Genomic DNA, 14,962 nt, shown 5'->3' with positions numbered 1-14,962 from the left:
AAGAAGGAAGGTAAACCTCATGAAAAAGCTCCTCGTGCTCTTCGCACTGGCGGCTTTCGTCCTCGGCGCGGCCGGCATGGCCCACGCCCTGGACGTCAAGGCCACCGGCGAGTTCAAGGCCAACTACACCTACTGGGGCAACAAGGACTGGACCAAGAGCTACAGCGGCCAGGACCAGCAGAAGCACAACGGTCTGCAACACCGCGCCCGCGTGTACTTCAACTTCCGCGCCAACGAGAACGTGAACATGAACGTCGCGTTCGAAATCGGTAGCACCTTCTGGGGTGACAAAACTTCGGGCGGCTCTATTGCTGCTGACCGGACGATTGTGAAGGTGAAGCGCGCCTACCTCGAGTTCAAGTGGCCCACCTACCAGTCCCTGATCACCACCGTGGGCACCATGGGCGCCGTGTTCCCGAACTCCGGGTACTTCGGCTCCGCCATCATGGACGACGATGCCACCGGCATTACCGTGGCCAACAAGTGGAACGACATGGTCAGCACCGTTCTCGGCTTCTGGCGTCTCCATGAGACTGAAGGCTCGAGTTGGAATCGCATTGAAGAAGGCAACGGCCAGTTCGACGCCACCTTGCTGGCCGTGCCCCTGACCTTCGACGGCTTCAAGCTGAAGCCCTTCGTCTCCGTTGCCTTCGTGGGCAAGAATGGCCTCGACGGTGATTTCAAGACTTCGGCCTACCCGACCGATTTCTCCGGTCTTGTTTCCTACAGCGGCACCGGCGCGCTGAAGAACCAGGCCACCCCCTGGTGGGTGGGCTCCGGCTTTGAAGTCAACGTGCTCGATCCCTTCGTGATCTACGCCGACTTCAACTACGGCAGCATCGACCAGAAGGCCAAGAATCAGGATCGCTCCGGCTGGCTGGCCGACCTGGCCGTGCAGTACAACGGCCTGTCCTGGTTCGTTCCCTCCCTGTCCGCCTGGTACGGCTCCGGCGTTGACAGCCGCGACTCCAACGGTGACGAGCGCATGCCCGTCATCGCTGGCTCCTGGACTCAGAGCAAAATGCTCAGCTCCGGCGGCCGCCTGCTGAACGACGATGCCGCCATGATCGCCTACGTGGGCTCCTGGGGTATCGGCGCCAAGCTCGAGAAGATCGCCTTCATCGAAGACCTGAGTCACGACCTGGTGTTCTCCTTCTACAAGGGCACCAACCACAAGGACGCCGCTGCCAACGGCCTGACCTACGGCTCCGACCTGACCACCAAGGACACCGTCTTCGCGATCGACTTCAACAACACCTACAAGATCATGGAAGAGCTGTCCTTCATCGCCGACCTCGGCATCGCCTGGCCTAACTTCCACAAGAACACCTGGCGCAACGCTCCTGGTGTCGGCAACGCCGTCGACAACCAGACCCAGATGTGGCGCACCTCGGTGGGCTTCGTCTACAAGTTCTAAGCCCACTTCCGACACGACATCCGCACCGACCGGCCGGGACCTTCGGGTCCCGGCCTTTTTCATCCCGCGCGCGCGCCTGGACCCGGCCGCGCGGCTCGACATTCAGCGCCTCCTTGGCTATAGCCATGTCCGGGGCCAACCGGTCCCTTCTGGAGAAATGCCGACATGCCCTGCCGTACCATCGCATACACCGGCCCCGAGACCGAGGCCGCCCTCAAATCCTGGCTCGACGCCAGACGGGCCGCAGACCCCGCAGTGGAACGCACGGTCCTGGACATCCTCGCCGACGTGACCGCGCGCGGCGACGAGGCGCTCGTCGAATACACGCGGCGCTTCGACTGTCCCGCTTTCGAGCCGGACATGCTTCGTGTCGCGCCCGAGCGCATAAAGGCCGCGCCAGACGAGATTCCCGCAACCGATTTCGCGATCATCCGCGAGGCCGCGGCCAACATCCGCGCCTTTCACGAGCGCCAGCGCCGCAACTCCTGGATGCAGGCCATGCCGGACGGCGGCATGCTCGGCCAGATGGTCCGCCCCGTGGACCGGGCCGGACTTTACGTGCCCGGCGGCAAGGGGGGCGAGACGCCGCTCGTATCGAGCCTGCTCATGAACGCCATCCCAGCGCGTGTGGCCGGGGTCGAAGGGCTGGCCGTGTGCTCGCCGCCGCGCGCCGACGGCAGCCTCAACCCCTACATCCTGGCCGCCGCCGCGCTTCTGGAGATCGACGAGGTCTACGCCGTGGGCTCGGCCTGGGCCATCGCCGCCCTGGGCCAGGGCACGGACGCCATCCCGGCCGTGGACGTCATCGCCGGGCCAGGCAACATCTTCGTGACCACGGCCAAGCGGCTGCTCATCGGCCGCGTGGGCATCGACATGATCGCCGGGCCCTCGGAAATCGCCATCTTGGCCGATGAAACCGCCAAGGCCGACTGGCTGGCCGCGGACATGCTCTCGCAAGCCGAGCACGATCCCCTGGCCGCCTGCCTGCTGGTGACCACGAGCCCCGAACTCGGCGAAGCCGTCAAAACGGCGTTGGCCAGTCAGCTCGACGCCTTGCCCAGGGCCGATCTGGCCCGCAAGGCCCTGCACGACTGGGGCGGCGTGGTCGTGGTCCCGGACCTCGAAGCCGGGCTGGCCTGCATCAACCTCGTTGCGCCCGAGCACTTGGAGGTCGTCTGCCGCGACGGCTTCGAGCTTTTGGGACGCATCCGCCACGCAGGGGCCGTGTTCCTCGGCGGCTACGCCCCCGAGCCGGTGGGCGACTATTTCGCCGGGCCGAACCACGTGCTGCCCACGCTCGGCACGGCCCGCTTCTCCTCCGCCCTCTCGGTGGAGACGTTCATGAAGACTTCGAGCCTCATCGCCACGAGCAGATCGTTTACCCTGGGCAACGCCGACAAGATCGCCCGCCTGGCCCGCCTGGAAGGGCTTGAGGCGCACGCCAGATCGGTGGAGATCCGAAAAGACCTCTCGCCAAAAGCCGACTGACCGCATAAGGAAAAATGATGAACATCGTATCGAAGACCAACATCCCCGAGCTCACTTTGCTCTCGCGAGGCAAGGTGCGCGATATCTACGCCGTGAACGACGAAGAGTTGCTCATCGTGACCACGGACCGCCTCTCGGCCTTCGACGTGGTCCTGCCCGACCCCATCCCTTTCAAGGGCGCGGTGCTGAACCAGATCACGCTTTTTTGGATGGACAAGTTCAAGGACCTGGTCGGCAACCACATCGTCGCCGATCGCATCGAGCTTTTCCCCGAAGTGCTGCACAAGCACCGTGACCAGCTCGAAGGCCGTTCGGTGATCGTGAAGAAGGCCACGCCCCTGCCCATCGAGTGTATCGTGCGCGGCTACATCACCGGCTCGGGCTGGAAGGACTACAAAAAGACCGGCGCGGTCTGCGGCCACACTCTGCCAGCCGGACTCCTCGAATCACAGGAGTTGCCCAGGCCGCTCTTCACGCCGTCCACCAAGGCCGAGGTCGGCTCGCACGACGAAAACATCTCCGTGGAGCGTGCGGGAGAAATCATCGGCACCGACGTGCTGCGGGAAGTGGAAGAGCTGTCCCTGGCCATCTACGCCAAGGCCCGCAACTACGCCCGCAATTGCGGCATCATCATCGCCGACACCAAGTTCGAGTTCGGCGTCAAGGGCGGCCAGATCCTGTGGATCGACGAGGCCCTGACCCCGGACTCCTCACGCTTCTGGCCGCTGCAGGGCTACGCGCCCGGCAAAAGCCAGCCGAGCTTCGACAAGCAGAACGTGCGCGACTATCTGGAGCGCATCGGCTACAATAAGCAGCCTCCCGGCCCGAATCTGCCGCCCGAACTGATCGAGCAGACCAGCCGGACCTACATGCAGATATTTGAAATGCTGACCGGCGGCAAACTCGCCATCTGATCCCAAGGAGGAGACGCTCATGCTCATGAAGGACAAGAAGGCCCTCATCTTCGGCGTGGCCAACGAACGTTCCATCGCCTACGGCATCGCCAAACAGTTCAAGGAACAAGGCGCGCGTCTGGCCTTCAGCTACGCCAACGACGCCGTGAAGAAGCGCATCGACCCCATCAGCGAGGAGCTCGGCGGCGAGTTCGTGCTCCAGTGCGACGTGCAGGATGACGAGGCCGTGGCCACCGCCGCTGCCGCCGTGAAGGAACAATGGGGCGAGTTCGACGTGCTCGTGCACTCCATCGCCTACGCCGACCGCAACGACCTGGCGGGCCGCTACATCGATACCAGCCGCGCAGGCTTCGCCCTGGCCCTGGACGTCTCCGCCTACTCCCTGGTGACGCTGTGCAAGGCCTTCGAGCCCATGCTCTCCGAGAACGCCACGGTCGTGACCATGACCTACTACGGCGCGGAGAAGGTCATCACCAACTACAACGTCATGGGCGTGGCCAAGGCCGCCCTCGAAGCCTCGGTGCGCTACCTGTCCATGGACCTGGGTGCCAAGGGCGTGCGCATCAACGCCATCAGCGCCGGCCCACTCAAAACCCTGGCCTCCAGCGGCATCTCCGGCTTCAAGACCATCCTCAAGACCATCGAGGAGCGTGCGCCGTTGCGCCGCAACATCACCACCGAGGACGTGGGCAAGACCGCCCTGTGGCTGTGTTCCGACCTCTCCAGCGGCGTGACCGGTGAGGTCGTGTACGTGGACTCCGGCTACAATGTGATGGGCATCTGATGACTGACATCCCCTTCGGAGCCCTGAGCCCGCAGCTCGCGGCCGACGAGGACGGCCTGCGCGCCGCCTACGAGCGGGTCTTTGCGCGCGGCTGGTTCCTGAACGGTCCCGAGGCCTCGGGCTTCGAAGAGGAGTTTGCCGCCGCCACGGAACGCTCCTGGTGCGCGGCCTGCGCCAACGGCACCGACGCCCTGGTGCTGGCCCTGGCCGCCCTGGATATGCCGCCCGAAAGCCGCGTGGTGCTGCCCGCCTTCACCGCGCCGCCCTGCTACCACGCGGTGCTCGCGGCGGGCTGCATCCCGGTCTTCGCCGAGGTTGAAGAGCCTTACTACACCATCGATCCGCAAAGCGCGCGGCGCATGGCCGAGAGCACGGGCGCGCGGGCGATTCTGGCCGTGCACCTCTACGGCCAGCCCTGCGACATGCCCGCCCTGGCCGAAGTCTGCGACGAGTTCGGGCTGCACCTCGTGGAGGACTGCGCCCAGGCCCATGGAACCAGGCTTGACGGACGTCTGGCCGGAACCTTCGGCGAACTTGCCGCCTACAGCTTCTACCCCACCAAGAACCTCGGGGCGCTGGGAGACGCCGGAGCCGTGACCGGCGACCGGGATTCCCTGGACGAGCGCGTCCGGCTGTTGCGGCAATACGGCGAGAATCCGCGCTACGTCAGCGTCATGCCGGGCATGAACAGCCGCATGGACGAGTTGCAGGCGGCCTTCTTGCGCCTGCGTCTGACGCGGCTCGACGAGCTTGTGACCGCGCGCCGCCGCCTGGCCTCGCTCTACACTGCCGGACTGGCCGAGACACCGCTGATCCTGCCCGTCGAACGGCCCGGAGCCGAGCACTCCTACCACCTGTACGTGGTGCGCGCCGGAACGCGCGAGGAAAGCTCGCAGGACGAGCGGGCCCGCCTGATCCGCCACCTTTCCGAAAAGGGCGTCGGCACGGCGGTTCACTATCCCGTGCCCGGCCACAAGCAGCCCATGTTCGGCCTGGGCCGGGCCGACGTGGACGGCGAGATGGACCTTTCGTTCAGCGAACGGCTGGCGAACCAGGCGCTCTCTCTTCCGCTGTGGCCCGGCCTGGCCGAGACCGACGTGGAGCGCGTTTGCGCGGCGATCCGCGAATTCTACGGCCTGTAGCGCACCGCGGACACTGATCCGCCACGGGCAACGCGCCGGAATCGATGGCCGGCACGGCGCCGAGCAAGGAGAACTCCATGGAGAATCTTTTGATAATCGGCGGCGTCATCGTCGCCTGGGTAGTCATCACCCGCTTCATCCTGCCGAAACTCGGAATCCAGGGCTGAGGCCCTGCCTCGGGCTGCGGGACGCAGTCCAAAAAGTCCCGCAACGGCGCTAAAAAGCGGCGTTGACAGGGGTCTCAAAAGCGGCTAAGGACTCCCTTCCTTGCTCGCACCCCCTTGGTGCGGGCCATAGACCACAAGGAGGACCACCTCAATGCGTCAGTACGAAACCCTTCTCCTGCTGAGCCCCGAGCTCGCGCCCGACGGCCGCAAGGAGATCATCGACGCCCTGACCGGCATCATCGAGCGTGAGAACGGCAAGATGCTCCTCACCGACGAGTGGGGCATGCGCGATCTCGCCTACGCGGTGAACAAGCAGTCGCGCGGCTTCTACGTGCGCCTGGAGTACGCCGCCCCGGGCGATTGCGTCACCGAGCTGGAGCGCAACATCCGCATCAGCGACGGCATCTTCAAGTTCATCACCGTCAAGCTGAACGAAGAGTTCACGCCCGAGGAGGCCTAAGCCATGGCGTTCAAGAAAAGGTTCACTCCCCGCAAGAAGTTCTGCCGCTTCTGCGCGGACAAGAAATTGCCCCTGGACTACAAGCGCGCGGACATCCTGCGCGACTTCATCACCGAGCGCGGCAAGATCATCGCCCGCCGCATCACCGGCACCTGCGCCAAGCATCAGCGCAAGCTGACCACGCAGATCAAGCGCTCGCGCCAGATGGCCCTGCTGTTCTACACCACCGTGCACGCCACCTACGTGCGCAAGCGGACCGTCTAGGAGGGTCGTCATGCCTGTTCAGATCATCCTGCGTTCCGACGTGGACAACCTTGGCCGCGTCGGCGATACCGTCAAGGTCAAGCCGGGCTTCGCCCGCAACTTCCTGATCCCCCAGGGACTGGCCATGCTGGCCACCCCCTCCAACCTCAAGCAGTTCGAGCTCGAGCGCAAGAAGCTGGAGTCCAAGATGGACGCCGTGCGCTCCGAGGCCCGCAGCCTGGGCGAAAAGCTTTCGGCCGCCGTGGTCGAGATGCGCGTGCGTGTGGGCGAGGGCGACAAACTCTACGGCTCCGTGACCTCGGCTATGATCGCCGAGGGTCTGGCCGCCCAGGGCATCGAGATTGACAAGCGCCGCATCGATCTTGACGCGCCCATCAGGGCGCTGGGCGAATACGCCGTGCCCGTCAAACTGCACCAGGACGTCATCGCCAAGGTGACCGTGCAGGTGCTGCGCGAGGGTGGATCGTTCGAAGAGGAAATCGCCGCCCCGGCCGGCGCGGACGTCTCCGAGGCCGCCGAGGCTCAGGAGGCCGCCACTGCGCCCGTCACCGACCAGGCCCAATAGCCCCTCTTCCGGCGGAAAACGCTTTCAGGACGCGCGCGAGGCCCCCGAGCGGGCCTCCGCCGACCTCCTGCGCAAAGTCCCCCCCCACGACCTCGAAGCCGAACAGGCGGTCTTGGGGGGGATTTTTCTCAACAACAAGGCCTTTCATCTCATCGTGGAGATCCTCGACGAGGAGGACTTCTACTCTCCCGTCCACCGGACCATCTACGCCGCTTTTCTCGAGCTCGACCGCGCCGGACGGCCCATCGACCTGCTGACCACGGCCGACGAACTGAACAAGCGTGAAGCGCTCGAAACCGTCGGAGGCCGCGCCTACCTCGGCGAACTGGCCTCGGCCATCGTGCCCTCGGCCAACGCCGAATACTTCGCCCAACGCGTACGCGATCTGGCCCTACAGCGCGGGCTGATCAGCGTCGCGGCCGACATCATCCAGGAAAGCTACAGCCGGGGCGCGGACGTCGAGAGACTTATCGACGAGTCCGAGCAGGCCATCTTCCGCATCGCCGAACGCCGCGCGGCCGAGAGCTACACCTCCTCCAAGGAGCTTGTAGCCGAGGTCTTCAAGCAGCTTGAAAAACGCGCCGAACGCCAGGACGTCATCACCGGCGTGACCACCGGCTACACCCGGCTGAACGAAATGCTGGCGGGTTTTCAGCGCTCCGACCTGATCATCATCGCCGCGCGTCCCTCCATGGGCAAGACGGCCTTTGCCCTGAACCTGTGCCTGAACGCGGCCACCAGGGGCATGGAAGAGACAGGCGTGGTCGTCTTCTCGCTGGAGATGAGCAAGGAACAGCTCATGTCGCGCCTGCTGTGCGTCCAGGGCGGAGTGGACCTCTCTCGCATGCGGCGGGGATACCTGGACGACAACGACTGGGCCAAGCTCTTCGACGCCGCCGAAGTGCTGAGCAAGGCCCCCATTTTCATCGACGACACCCCTGCCCTGTCCATCCTTGAGCTTCGCGCCCGCTGCCGTCGCCTGAAAAAAGAAAAGAACATCGGCATGATCGTGGTGGACTACCTCCAACTCATGCGCGCCAGTCGTAACATCGACTCGCGCGAACAGGAAATTTCCGACATCTCGCGCAACCTCAAAGCCCTGGCCAAGGAGTTGGACGTGCCGGTGATCGCGCTCTCACAGCTCAACCGCAAGGTCGAGGAGCGCTCCAACCGCCGCCCCATGCTCTCGGACCTTCGCGAATCCGGTGCGATCGAGCAGGATGCCGACGTGATCATGTTCATTTATCGCGATGAAGTGTACAATAAAGATTCGACCAAGAAAGGCGTCGCCGAGATCATCATTGGCAAGCAGCGCAACGGCCCGGTGGGCGAAGTGGAGTTGGCCTTCATCGGCCCGTCCACCAAGTTCGGCGACCTGGCCTTCGTGCCCGAGCCGTCCGAATACGGCCGTTCCGGCTGAAAACCCTGCCAAGGAGGCCGTTCGTGCATTTCGATCCCGCAGAGGCTCTTTCGCGCGAGGAGATCGCCAGCCTGCAGACCGCCCGCCTGCGTGAAACCATTGAACGCGCGGCGCGCTCGCCTTTTTATGCCCGCGTCTTGGCCGAGGCTGGCGTCGGGCCCGACGACATCAAAAGCCCACAGGACATCCGCAGGCTGCCCCTGACCACCAAGCAGCACCTGCGTGCGAGCTATCCCTACGGCCTCGTGACCGTGCCCATCGCCGACTTGGTGCGGCTGCATGCATCTTCGGGCACCACGGGATCGCCCACGGCCGTCTTCTACACTGAACGCGACATCCGGACCTGGGCCTCGCTCATGGCCCGCTGCATGCACATGGCGGGCGTGCGCCGCGAGGATGTGTTCCAGAACATGAGCGGCTACGGCCTGTTCACCGGCGGCCTTGGCATCCACTACGGGGCCGAGGCCCTGGGCTGCCTGACCATCCCCGCAGGAGCGGGCAACTCCCGCCGCCAGGTCAAGCTCATTCGCGACTTCTCGGTCAGTGTGGTGCACATCATCCCCTCCTATGCCCTGCATTTCGCCGATTTCCTCCAATCCGAAGGTATCTCCCCGGCCTCGCTGCCCATCCGTATCGCCCTCATCGGCGCGGAACCCCACACAGAGGAGACGCGCCGCCGCATCGAAGGGCTCTACGGCTGCCGCGCCTTCAACTCCTACGGGCTCTCCGAGATGAACGGCCCTGGAGTGGCCTTCGAGTGCACTGAGCAACAGGGCATGCACCTGTGGGAAGACGCCTTCATCGCCGAAATCCTCGACCCCAACACCTTCGAGCCCGTACCCGACGGCGAACTGGGCGAGTTGGTGCTGACCACTCTCACGCGCGAAGGCATGCCGGTCATCCGCTACCGCACCCGCGACCTGACTCGCTTCATCCCCGGCCAATGCGCCTGCGGCCGCGCCCATCGCCGCATCGACCGCATCGCGGGTCGCACCGACGACATGCTCATCATCAAGGGCGTGAATATCTACCCCATGCAGGTGGAGCAGATCCTCATGGGCATGCCCGAGGTCGGCAGCAACTACCTCATCGAACTGACCCGCGACGGCCACATGGACCAGTTCACGGTCAAGGTCGAGATCACCGAGGATTTCTTCGTCGAGGACATGCGCGCCCTAAACGCCCTGCGCGGACGCATCGTGACCAAGCTGCGCGACGAACTGCTCATCACCCCGCGCGTGGAACTCGTGCAGCACGGCAGCCTGCCCGTGACCGAGGGAAAGGCCCAGCGCGTCAGCGATCTCAGGCCGAAGGACTGACATGCAGGAGCTTTACGCCGCCCTTTTCCTGGGCGTCCTCTTCCTGACCCTGGGTCTGCACGTCTTCAGCCTGCCCGGCAACTGGGTCATGCTGGCCCTGATGCTCGTCTGGAAGTACTTTCACCCGGCCATGGACGCCGGATGGGGCTTCTTCATCCTCATGGCGCTCATCGCGGGCGTGGGCGAACTGGTGCAGTTCCTGACCCAGGTCTACAGCGTCCGCCGCTTCGGCGGCTCGGGCCGGGGCAACTGGTGGGCCATCGGCGGCTCCATCGTCGGAGCCATCGTCGGCGCGCCGTTCTTTTTCGGCATCGGGGCCATCCCCGGAGCATTCCTAGGCGCCTACGCTGGCGGCCTGGCGGGCGAACTCTCCCTCAAGCGGCCGCTGCCCGAGGCCCACAAAAGCGCCATGGGCGCGTTCTTCGGCACCTTCCTCGGCGTTGTCTCCAAGTTCGGCCTGGGCGTGCTCATGTTCTGGATGAGCGCCAAGGCCGTCTGGCCCTCCTGATCCCCTGGCACACACCACGGAGCATCATATGACCGTTCGTTCACACGTCTCGTCGCCCGATTTCCCCGACTACCGGGGGACCATGGAATATTTCTGCCTGGGCTGCGGCCAGCGCTATCCCATCGACCAGTTGCACTACACCTGCCCGTCCTGCGGCGACGTGTTCCTGCTCGAAGACACCGGATTCGAGAGCTTGAAGAACGTCTCGGGCGCGGCCTGGCGCGACCTCTTCGACATCCGCGCGGCCACCAAGTCCGACCCGCTGCGCGGCATCTTCCGCTTCTACGAGCTCATGGCCCCGGTGGTGGAGCCCGACGACATCGTCTGGCTCGGCGAGGGCAACACGCCCATCGTGACTTCAAGTCCTGCACTCTCGGCCCAACTCGGCGGGCAGCGCATGGCCTTCAAGAACGACGGCCAGAACCCTTCCGCCTCCTTCAAGGACCGGGGCATGGCCTGCGCCTTCTCCTTCCTGCGCGCCCTGATGCGCAAAAAGGAGATGAAGAGCCTGCTCGCGGTCTGCGCCTCCACAGGCGACACCTCGGCCGCGGCCGCGCTCTACGCCGCCTACGTTGGCGGCGGCATCTCCTCGGTGGTCATTCTGCCCGAGGGCAAGGTCACGCCGCAGCAGCTCGCCCAACCCCTGGGCAGCGGGGCCACGGTCCTCGAAGTGCCCGGCGTGTTCGACGACTGCATGAAGGTCGTGGAGCACCTGGCCGACAACTACGACGTGGCGCTCCTGAACTCCAAGAACGCCTGGCGCATCCTGGGCCAGGAGTCTTACGCCTTCGAAGTCGCGCAGTGGTACGACTGGGATCTCGCCGGGATCTGCGTCTTTGTGCCCATCGGCAACGCGGGCAACATCACGGCCATCATGTCCGGCTTCCTCAAGCTCTGCGAACTGGGCGTCATCGCCAAGCCGCCGCGCATCTTCGGCGTGCAGACGCATCACGCCGACCCTGTCTGGCGCTACTACAGCCAGCCCGAGGGTAGCCGGGTCTTTGCGCCCGTCAAGGTCCAGCCCTCCGTGGCCCAGGCGGCCATGATCGGCGATCCGGTCTCCTTCCCGCGCGTGCGCCATTTCGCGGACAAGCTCGAAAAGGCATACGGTCCCGGCGCGTTCCAGGTCGTCCAGGTGACCGAGCAGGAGACCATCGAGGGCATGCTTTTGGCCAACCGGCACGGCCACATCTCCTGCACCCAGGGCGGCGAATGCCTGGCCGGACTCAAGAAGGCCCGCGAACTCGGATTGATCGGCGCGGACGAGACGGCCGTGCTCGACGCCACGGCCCACATGCTCAAGTTCATCGGCTTCCAGGAGATGTACTTCGAGAACTCCTTCCCGCCCGAATTCGGCATCACCCCGGACCCGGCCCTGGCCAACCGGCCCGAGCCCGTGATCACGTCCGCCGAGAAGGCCGACCTGACGCCCGAGGCGTTCACCGTGAAGGCGGCCGAAAACATCGTGGCCCGCCTGGGGCTGGCCCGCAAATAGGCGCGCCGTGGCCCGCGCGCGCGCCGACGTCCTGGCCGCTGGGCAGGGCCTTGCCGAAACGCCCGATCAGGCCGCGCGGCTGATCATGGCCGGGCGCATCTTCATGGACACACCCAAGGGGCGCGTGCGTGTCGAAAAACCCGGCCAGCAGCTTCGGCCCGATACGGAGCTTTCACTCGAAGGCGGCGAGCGCTTCGTGAGCCGGGGCGGCTACAAACTCCTCACGGCCATCGAACGTTTCGGCCTCGATGTTTCGGGCCTCGTCTGCCTCGACGCCGGGGCCTCCACGGGCGGCTTCACGGACTGCCTGCTGCAGCACGGCGCGGCCCGCGTCTACGCCGTGGACGTGGGCACGGCGCAACTGCACGAGAAGCTGCGCGCCGATCCGCGCGTCGTCTCGCACGAGGGCGTGAACCTGCGCCTCGCCCAGCCAGATTTTCTGCCCGAGCGCGTGGACCTGATCACCGCCGACCTGTCCTTCATCTCCCTGACCAGCGTGCTGCCCGCGCTGAAAGGCTTTCTGCGGCCGGGCGGACGCATCGTGGCGCTCGTCAAGCCGCAGTTCGAGCTGCCCGCGCACCAGGTCGGCCCAAAGGGCGTGGTGCGCGACGAGACGCTGCGCCAAAAGGCCGTGGATAAGGTCGTGTCCTTCGGCTGCGAGGCGCTGGGACTTGTTCACCACGACACAGTGGCCTCGGCCATCACCGGCCCCAAGGGCAACCAGGAATATCTGGTCCTGTTCAGCCTGCCCTCCTGATCCCGCCGCCCGCCATGGCTCGGCCGTTGCCAGCGGCCCGCGCGCCTGCTAGGGAAGCTCTCCGGCCTTGGGCCGGAGCGACTGATTTTCCTGGAGGCATCATGGCCCTCGGCGCTTTGCTGAGCGTGCTTTCCGCGATCTGCTTCGGCCTCATGGCCGTCATGGCCCGCGCGGCCTATGCCCTGGGCATGGACGAATGGCAGATGCTGCTCTCGCGCTTCGTCTTCGGCGCGGTGCTGCTCGGCGCGTACATCGCCCTGCGCGATCCCTCGGCCTTTCGCATCCGCCTTTCCCGCCTCGCCGCCATCGCGGCCGTGGGCCTTTGCATCTACACCACGCAAAGCCTCTGCTTCTTCCTCTCGCTCAAATACATCACCGCCTCCACCACGGCGCTCATCTTCTACGCCCACCCGGCCGTGGTCACGCTGCTCGCGGTCTGCTTCCTGGGCCTTGGCCTCACGCGGCCGCTCGTCCTCTCGGTCGTCTCCGTTTCGCTTGGCTGCGCCCTGGTCTTCGCCGACGCCTTCGCCCGCCAGGCCTCGCCGGAAGGACTGCTTTTCGCCGCCGGAGCCACGGCCGTCTTCTCGGTCTACCTGCTGCTCTGCCAAGTGGTCACCAAGGGACTGCGGCCGCTCACGGCCAGCTTCTACATGATCCTCTTCACAGCCATCGGCTTTTGTCTGCTGCATCCGCCCACAACCCTTCTCGCCTTCAGCGGTCCGCAACTGGCCATGGGCTTCGGGTTCGGCCTCATACCCACGGTCATGGCCATCCTCCTGCTGTATGCGGCCATCGCGCGGGTGGGCAGCGCCTACGCGGCCGTCTTCTCGTCCATCGAACCCGTGGCCACCCTGCTCTTCGCAGCCGCCCTGTTGGGAGAGCCGCTTCTGGCCTGGCAACTCTTCGGTACCGTCTTCATCCTGGCGGGCATCGCCCTGCCCAATCTCGCGGCCTGGCGACAGGCCAAAGCACTCAGGAGCCTTTCATGAGCAACGACCCCAAGCGCCCCGACTCCCCGGCCCAGGACCGGAACACGTCCCTGCATCTCGCCACGCTGGCCGTTCGCGGCGGCGACGAGAACCACGGGCTTGGCAACGCCACCCAGGTGCCCGTGGTGCACAGTGTGGCCTTCGGCTACCACGACGTGGACGAATGGCAGGAAGTGGCCCTGCTCAAGCGCCAAGGGCACATCTACGGCCGCAACACCAACCCCACGGTGGCCGCGTTCGAGGAGAAAGTCCGGCTGCTGGAAGGGGCCGAGGCGGCCGTCAGCGCGTCCTCGGGCATGGGCATCATCTCGGCCGCGCTCTTCGCGATGGTGAAGCCCGGCGACCGCGTCGTCTCGCTCAAGGATACCTACGGCGGCACCAACGTCCTGTTCACCGAGTTCCTGCCCCGCTTCGGCGTGGAGGTGACGCTTTGCGACACCACGGATTTCGAGGCGATCGAGGCCGAGACCGCCAAGGGCTGCCGGGTGCTTTACCTGGAGACGCCCACCAACCCCACGGTCAAGATCGTGGACATCGAGCGTCTGGCGAGCGCGGGCCGCGCCGTGGGGGCCGTGGTCATGGTGGACAACACCTTCGCCACCCCGGTGAACCAAAACCCCATCGCCCTTGGCGCGGACATCGCCCTGCACAGCGCCACCAAGTTCCTGGGCGGCCATGCCGACGCCCTGGGCGGCGTGGCCTGCGGCCCGGCCCATCTCATCCGCGAGATATACCACTACCGCGAGATCAATGGCGCTTCCTTGGACCCCATGTCCGCCTATCTGCTGCTGCGCGGCATGAAGACCCTGCATCTGCGCATCGAACGGCAAAACGAGAACGCCATGCGCATCGCCCGCTTCCTCTCCGAGCATCCGGGCGTGTCCAAGGTCTTTTATCCCGGCCTGCCCGAACACCCGGGCCACGACGTCGCCGCGCGCCAGATGCGCGGCTTTGGCGGCATGCTCTCCTTCATGCTCAAGGAGAACACCTTCGATGCCGTGCGCGCCTTCCTGCCGAAGCTCAGGCTTGCGCACCGCGCGGCCAACCTGGGCGCGGTGGAGACCATCGCGGGCGTGCCCGCGACAACGAGCCACGTGGAATGCACGGCCGAGCAGCGCGCGGCCATGGGCATCCCGGAGAGTCTGGTGCGTTATTCCGTAGGCATTGAGGACGCGCGCGACCTCATGGCCGATCTCGACCAGGCCTTGAGTTGAGCGCCGCCGACAGGCTTACTTTGCAGGCGCGGCGCGCGGCAGGCTTGATTTGCCGCGCG

15 protein-coding genes are annotated in these 14,962 nt (G+C 65.5%); all 15 read left to right on the top strand.

The window, feature by feature from the left end; genetic code table 11:
- Positions 1–19 precede the first annotated feature (19 nt).
- Positions 20–1,417: an outer membrane homotrimeric porin gene (locus tag DSAT_RS13225; protein ID WP_020888037.1), complete on the top strand. Its 1,398-nt coding sequence runs from the start codon at positions 20–22 to the stop codon at positions 1,415–1,417.
- A 165-nt stretch (positions 1,418–1,582) separates the two neighbouring features.
- Entirely contained in the window at positions 1,583–2,905 is a 1,323-nt protein-coding gene (hisD, locus tag DSAT_RS13220; protein WP_020888036.1) for a histidinol dehydrogenase, read from the top strand.
- Positions 2,906–2,922: 17 nt separating this feature from the next.
- On the top strand, positions 2,923–3,819 hold the full coding sequence (locus DSAT_RS13215; protein ID WP_020888035.1) for a phosphoribosylaminoimidazolesuccinocarboxamide synthase: 897 nt from the start codon (positions 2,923–2,925) through the stop codon (positions 3,817–3,819).
- Positions 3,820–3,838: 19 nt separating this feature from the next.
- Positions 3,839–4,603, top strand: coding sequence for an enoyl-ACP reductase FabI (locus DSAT_RS13210; RefSeq protein WP_020888034.1), 765 nt, complete (start codon positions 3,839–3,841; stop codon positions 4,601–4,603).
- Positions 4,603–5,745, top strand: a complete 1,143-nt coding sequence (locus DSAT_RS13205; protein ID WP_020888033.1) for a DegT/DnrJ/EryC1/StrS family aminotransferase — start codon at positions 4,603–4,605, stop codon at positions 5,743–5,745. Before DSAT_RS13210 ends, DSAT_RS13205 begins: the two co-directional genes overlap by 1 nt.
- Positions 5,746–6,063: 318 nt before the next feature.
- On the top strand, positions 6,064–6,372 hold the full coding sequence (rpsF, locus tag DSAT_RS13200; protein ID WP_020888031.1) for a 30S ribosomal protein S6: 309 nt from the start codon (positions 6,064–6,066) through the stop codon (positions 6,370–6,372).
- A 3-nt stretch (positions 6,373–6,375) separates the two neighbouring features.
- The gene (gene rpsR / locus DSAT_RS13195; RefSeq protein WP_020888030.1) at positions 6,376–6,636 is read left to right on the top strand and encodes a 30S ribosomal protein S18; all 261 of its coding nucleotides are present in this window, start codon (positions 6,376–6,378) and stop codon (positions 6,634–6,636) included.
- Positions 6,637–6,646: 10 nt separating this feature from the next.
- Positions 6,647–7,201: a 50S ribosomal protein L9 gene (gene rplI / locus DSAT_RS13190; protein ID WP_020888029.1), complete on the top strand. Its 555-nt coding sequence runs from the start codon at positions 6,647–6,649 to the stop codon at positions 7,199–7,201.
- Positions 7,173–8,621 (top strand): replicative DNA helicase, encoded by a 1,449-nt coding sequence (gene dnaB, locus DSAT_RS13185; RefSeq protein ID WP_084712870.1) that lies wholly within the window; start codon positions 7,173–7,175, stop codon positions 8,619–8,621. Before rplI ends, dnaB begins: the two co-directional genes overlap by 29 nt.
- 23 nt (positions 8,622–8,644) lie before the next feature.
- Positions 8,645–9,940 (top strand): phenylacetate--CoA ligase family protein, encoded by a 1,296-nt coding sequence (locus DSAT_RS13180; protein WP_020888027.1) that lies wholly within the window; start codon positions 8,645–8,647, stop codon positions 9,938–9,940.
- 1 nt (position 9,941) lies between these two features.
- Positions 9,942–10,448: a DUF456 domain-containing protein gene (locus DSAT_RS13175; protein WP_020888026.1), complete on the top strand. Its 507-nt coding sequence runs from the start codon at positions 9,942–9,944 to the stop codon at positions 10,446–10,448.
- 28 nt (positions 10,449–10,476) lie between these two features.
- Entirely contained in the window at positions 10,477–11,943 is a 1,467-nt protein-coding gene (gene thrC / locus DSAT_RS13170; protein ID WP_020888025.1) for a threonine synthase, read from the top strand.
- Positions 11,944–11,950: 7 nt separating this feature from the next.
- Positions 11,951–12,700, top strand: coding sequence for a TlyA family RNA methyltransferase (locus tag DSAT_RS13165; protein WP_020888024.1), 750 nt, complete (start codon positions 11,951–11,953; stop codon positions 12,698–12,700).
- A gap of 101 nt (positions 12,701–12,801) precedes the next feature.
- Entirely contained in the window at positions 12,802–13,689 is an 888-nt protein-coding gene (locus tag DSAT_RS13160; RefSeq protein ID WP_020888023.1) for a DMT family transporter, read from the top strand.
- The gene (locus DSAT_RS13155; RefSeq protein ID WP_020888022.1) at positions 13,686–14,903 is read left to right on the top strand and encodes a cystathionine gamma-synthase family protein; all 1,218 of its coding nucleotides are present in this window, start codon (positions 13,686–13,688) and stop codon (positions 14,901–14,903) included. The genes DSAT_RS13160 and DSAT_RS13155 overlap by 4 nt, the downstream gene beginning before the upstream one ends.
- The last annotated feature ends 59 nt before the right edge of the window (positions 14,904–14,962 follow it).

It is taken from the genome of Alkalidesulfovibrio alkalitolerans DSM 16529 (genome assembly GCF_000422245.1).
GTDB lineage: Bacteria > Desulfobacterota > Desulfovibrionia > Desulfovibrionales > Desulfovibrionaceae > Alkalidesulfovibrio > Alkalidesulfovibrio alkalitolerans.
The sequence above is the reverse complement of the archived record's forward strand: the minus strand, read 5'-3'. Positions and strand labels throughout refer to the sequence as shown.

Coding starts and splice junctions, on each gene's coding strand:
- DSAT_RS13205 (WP_020888033.1), top strand. CDS start 4,603: ATGACTGACATCCCCTTCGGAGCCCTGAGCCCGCAGCTCGCGGCCGAC.
- DSAT_RS13225 (WP_020888037.1), top strand. CDS start 20: ATGAAAAAGCTCCTCGTGCTCTTCGCACTGGCGGCTTTCGTCCTCGGC.
- DSAT_RS13215 (WP_020888035.1), top strand. CDS start 2,923: ATGAACATCGTATCGAAGACCAACATCCCCGAGCTCACTTTGCTCTCG.
- DSAT_RS13175 (WP_020888026.1), top strand. CDS start 9,942: ATGCAGGAGCTTTACGCCGCCCTTTTCCTGGGCGTCCTCTTCCTGACC.
- DSAT_RS13155 (WP_020888022.1), top strand. CDS start 13,686: ATGAGCAACGACCCCAAGCGCCCCGACTCCCCGGCCCAGGACCGGAAC.
- hisD (WP_020888036.1), top strand. CDS start 1,583: ATGCCCTGCCGTACCATCGCATACACCGGCCCCGAGACCGAGGCCGCC.
- DSAT_RS13210 (WP_020888034.1), top strand. CDS start 3,839: ATGCTCATGAAGGACAAGAAGGCCCTCATCTTCGGCGTGGCCAACGAA.
- DSAT_RS13160 (WP_020888023.1), top strand. CDS start 12,802: ATGGCCCTCGGCGCTTTGCTGAGCGTGCTTTCCGCGATCTGCTTCGGC.
- rpsF (WP_020888031.1), top strand. CDS start 6,064: ATGCGTCAGTACGAAACCCTTCTCCTGCTGAGCCCCGAGCTCGCGCCC.
- rpsR (WP_020888030.1), top strand. CDS start 6,376: ATGGCGTTCAAGAAAAGGTTCACTCCCCGCAAGAAGTTCTGCCGCTTC.
- rplI (WP_020888029.1), top strand. CDS start 6,647: ATGCCTGTTCAGATCATCCTGCGTTCCGACGTGGACAACCTTGGCCGC.
- thrC (WP_020888025.1), top strand. CDS start 10,477: ATGACCGTTCGTTCACACGTCTCGTCGCCCGATTTCCCCGACTACCGG.